Below are 4,006 nucleotides of genomic sequence, written 5' to 3' on the forward strand. Positions count from 1 at the left end.
GTTATTAAACGTTTAGAATAAAAAAACGCCATACTTGAAAGTATAATGTAAGTAATTAGCCAACCACGGGACTTCTTTTGCCTTTTTTTTCGTTTGGCAAATTTTTTAACATTTATAGCTAAACGACAACCTTCATCCCGCTACTTGTTAGCGGGATCTAGAGATACCGTGGCGGTATGACGGTTCGCGGCGGCATGATGTAGAATTTTATACTCACCAACTCAGTATTCCAATCTGGATTGTATCTTATCGGTAAAAAAGAAGAGCTACTTGAGGAAGTTTTTATAGGACTAAAACTAAAGAAAACTTGCATATAAGTTTATCAAGATGTAAAATTAGAGTTGTTTTAAAAGAATAGGTCAATTATGAATCTTGTAACAAAATCTGCTATCGATTTTACTGCTCCAGCTGTTCTCTCCGGCGGAGAAATTGTTGATGATTTCTGTCTGAGTAAGCGCATAAAAAATAAGTATGCTGTCCTTTTTTTCTATCCACTTGATTTTACTTTTGTTTGCCCAACTGAATTGATATCGCTCAATAATAGAATAAATGAGTTTGCAAAGCGTGGTGTTGAAGTGATAGGAATAAGTGTAGATTCAAAATTTTCACATTATAAATGGCGAAACACTCCAGTTAATGATGGTGGTATTGGAGAGATTAGCTACACTTTAGTGTCTGATATCAAAAAGTCTATATCAAGAGACTATGGGGTCTTATATGATGACTCAATTGCGCTGAGAGCAACTTTCGTTATTGATGATAAATTTATTGTACGTCATCAATCGATAAATGATTTGCCTTTAGGGCGTAATATCGATGAATTCGTTAGAATCGTTGATGCAATTAAACATAATGAGGAGCATGGTGAAGTATGTCCAGCAGGGTGGAAGAAAGGTAAGCCAGCAATGCAGGCAAGCGATGAAGGAGTAGCTGATTATCTAAACTCATACAGTGAAGAATTATAAATTTAGTACAAAAGTTCTTATTATTGGATCTGGGGCAGCGGGTTATGCTGCCGCTATATATTCAGCACGTGCAAACTTAGAGCCAATTGTAGTAACGGGAATGCAGCCTGGTGGTCAGCTTACAATTACTACAGATGTTGAAAACTATCCTGGTTTTGTTTCAATACAGGGTCCAGAACTAATGGAGCAAATGAGGTTGCATGCAGAAAAGGTTGGAGCAAAAATAATAGATGATGAGATAAAAAGCGTTGAACAACTTGAGGATTTTAATGAGTATAGATTTAGATCTTCTGGTAATACTAATGACTACTATTCAGATGCAATTATAATTGCATCCGGTGCGCAAGCGAAGTGGCTTGGTTTAGAAAGTGAAAAGAAATTTCAGGGTTATGGGGTTTCAGCTTGTGCGACTTGCGATGGTGCATTTTTTAGGAATAAAGTTGTAGCTGTGATTGGTGGTGGAAACACTGCTGTTGAAGAAGCAATATTTTTAACTCGATTTGCCAAAGAAGTGATATTAATACACAGGCGTGATAAATTAAGAGCGGAAAAAGTAATGCAAGATAGACTCTTTAAAAATGATAAAATAAAAGTAATGTGGAACCATACCGTAGAGCAGATTCTTGGAGAAGAAAATCCGAAGAAAGTTACTGGTATTATAGTTAAATCAACGGAAGCTCAAGAATTGAAAGTCGATGGAGTGTTCATTGCAATTGGGCATGCACCAAATACGGGTATTTTTAAAGGCTTTGTTGAAATGGATGAGCAGGGTTACATCATTACAAAACCTGGAACAACTTTAACTAGTAGGGCAGGAGTGTTTGCTGCAGGTGATGTTCAAGATAAGGTATATCGTCAAGCAGTAGTTGCAGCAGGAACAGGATGCATGGCTGCGCTTGATGCAGAAAAGTTTTTGGAGTCGTAGTTAATTCTAGGATTTTATAGCTAAAGTGACTTAAGTTTACCGATAATTTTAAAAACAAAAATTCGTCATTCCGCTACTTGTTAGCGGAATCTATGCTGAGATACCGTGGCGGTATGACACCTTTCTTGGGTTAGCTATAGATAAATTGCTTGCAATTTTCCTTTTTTTTTACATAATTATGTTAGTAAATTATTAGATGGGTTTAATATGCTTTATGGAGAGAATAGGACAAATACTAATGGTTACAGATATCAGAGAACTCTAGATGCACCGACACAAAAGTTATTTAAAGCTATTGATGATGAAAATCTAGAAGATTTTAGACAGGCTATAGAAGAAGGTGCGGATGTTTATGCACGTGATGAGAAGAACATGAGACCTTTGGAGTCTATAAAGGATAAGTTAGTGAATGTTTTATCTAATAAGAGTGCCTGTGCTGTTAGCAGTGATAAGCAAAAAATTACGTTAAAGGAAATGACTAAATTGCTCACTACAAAACAGTTATTTAAAGCTATTGGTGATAAAAACCTAGAAAATTTTAAACAAGCTATAAAAGAAGGTGCGGATGTTTATGCACGTGATGAGAAGGGCATGACACCTTTAATGATTATTGCTAGGGCCCGTGTCTATGATAGGCAGCAACCTGTGCTAAAGGAAATGGTTACATTGCTGTTATTTAAGGCTATTGATGATGGAAACCTAGAAGATTTTAAAGAAGCTCTGGCAGAGGGTGCGGTTAATGCGTTTGATAAAGAAGGCATGACACCTTTGATGTCCATAGTTACTAATTTGTCTGCAAGCTCTGAAACAGAAAAAGAATATCAGAATATGATTAGGTTGCTCCTACTGCACCGGAGCATAGATGTTAATATTTCTGAACAAAATAATAACAATACAGTTTTGCATCTAGCAATGTGCTTTCAACAAAAGAAAACTTTACAACTCTTACTAAGTCATCCAAACATAAACACTTATCTAACCAATAAAAACCATCAAAATCCTGAGGAATGTGCTAGACAAAATCGTGCTGGGCATTTGATAATAGAAATACAAAAAGCACAGAAAGGAAAAGAATTATTAGCTGCTCTTTCTAGCGGAAATATTTGCCAAGCGAAAACACTATTGAATCAAGAGCTTCATCCTAATTGCTGGAGAAGAACCCAAGATGGAAGAATAAAAACACCACTTAGCTTAATTATTCGATTATGTTTACGAACGATAACAGAAGATGAAAAAGAAGTATTGACAAAACTTTTAAAACATAAAGACCTAGATTTTAGTTACGAGCAGTATGCACAATTAAAGCAAACAATTGAACAAGCTATTACAGAGCGATTAACCGGTACTATTAATAAAAAAGATTTAGATGATGTAAAAAAATTAGTAGAAGATAATGACTTCATGAATTATGCAATTATTATTGCTGCATGGAGAAATGTTAATAATCCAATCGAGTCTATTGTAAATTATCTAAATGAAAAATTTCCTGCAAATACATTACAACCTTTGGCAAGTACGAATGATATACCGGTAGGTTCTGAGCAAGTTATACAAGAACTTAAAGGTGAACTTGAAAGAACGAAAGCTCAACTCATAGAAAAAGAACGAGAGCTGGATAGGGTCGTATGCGAAAGAACGAGAGGCATTGACAAAATTTCACAGTTAGAAGAAGATTTAAGGCAGGAAAAATCGGCTCAAAAAACAAAAATCAATGATCTAAATAGTGAAGTAACTCGACTTAATAGAATTGTGTGTGGAAGAGCAAGCGACACTGTCGAAATTTCACGATTAAAAAGAGATTTGAAACAAGTAAGGGAAGAAAGAGATAGGCTTTTATCAGAAAATAGACTGCTCCGTAGTAATAAAAACGAAAAATCCTCGCAAGCAATTTCTTCTGGTAGAAAACTAAGCAACTACGCTTCTGCATGTTTTATATTGCTTGGAGTATATACTGTTGTTGCATGTTTAGTAATAGAAGATTATCCAGGGATAATAAGTGCTTTCTTTACAGCAGTTGCACTGGCTTTTTTTTTATTAGGATGTTGTAATTTATAGCTCTTTTCATAGAAGTCCGGATGTGATAAGATAAGGATAGAAGATGATAAGGAGGTTGAGT

Annotated in this window: 3 protein-coding genes; all 3 read left to right on the plus strand. The window is 35.3% G+C overall.

Annotated features, from left to right (window positions below; all coding sequences use genetic code 11):
• Nucleotides 1–365 precede the first annotated feature (365 nt).
• A complete protein-coding gene (locus tag ACIPNH_RS01510) occupies nucleotides 366–965 on the plus strand; it encodes a peroxiredoxin (RefSeq protein WP_155969063.1) in 600 nt (199 codons plus the stop codon).
• Complete coding sequence (trxB, locus tag ACIPNH_RS01515; RefSeq protein WP_400771241.1) at nucleotides 952–1,890, plus strand: thioredoxin-disulfide reductase; 939 nt, start codon at nucleotides 952–954, stop codon at nucleotides 1,888–1,890. The genes ACIPNH_RS01510 and trxB overlap by 14 nt, the downstream gene beginning before the upstream one ends.
• Nucleotides 1,891–2,097: 207 nt before the next feature.
• A complete protein-coding gene (locus ACIPNH_RS01520; protein WP_400771244.1) occupies nucleotides 2,098–3,945 on the plus strand; it encodes an ankyrin repeat domain-containing protein in 1,848 nt (615 codons plus the stop codon).
• Nucleotides 3,946–4,006 lie beyond the last annotated feature (61 nt).

This window comes from Wolbachia endosymbiont of Drosophila barbarae (assembly GCF_044752445.1).
In the GTDB taxonomy this organism is placed as follows: Bacteria; Pseudomonadota; Alphaproteobacteria; order Rickettsiales; family Anaplasmataceae; genus Wolbachia; species Wolbachia pipientis.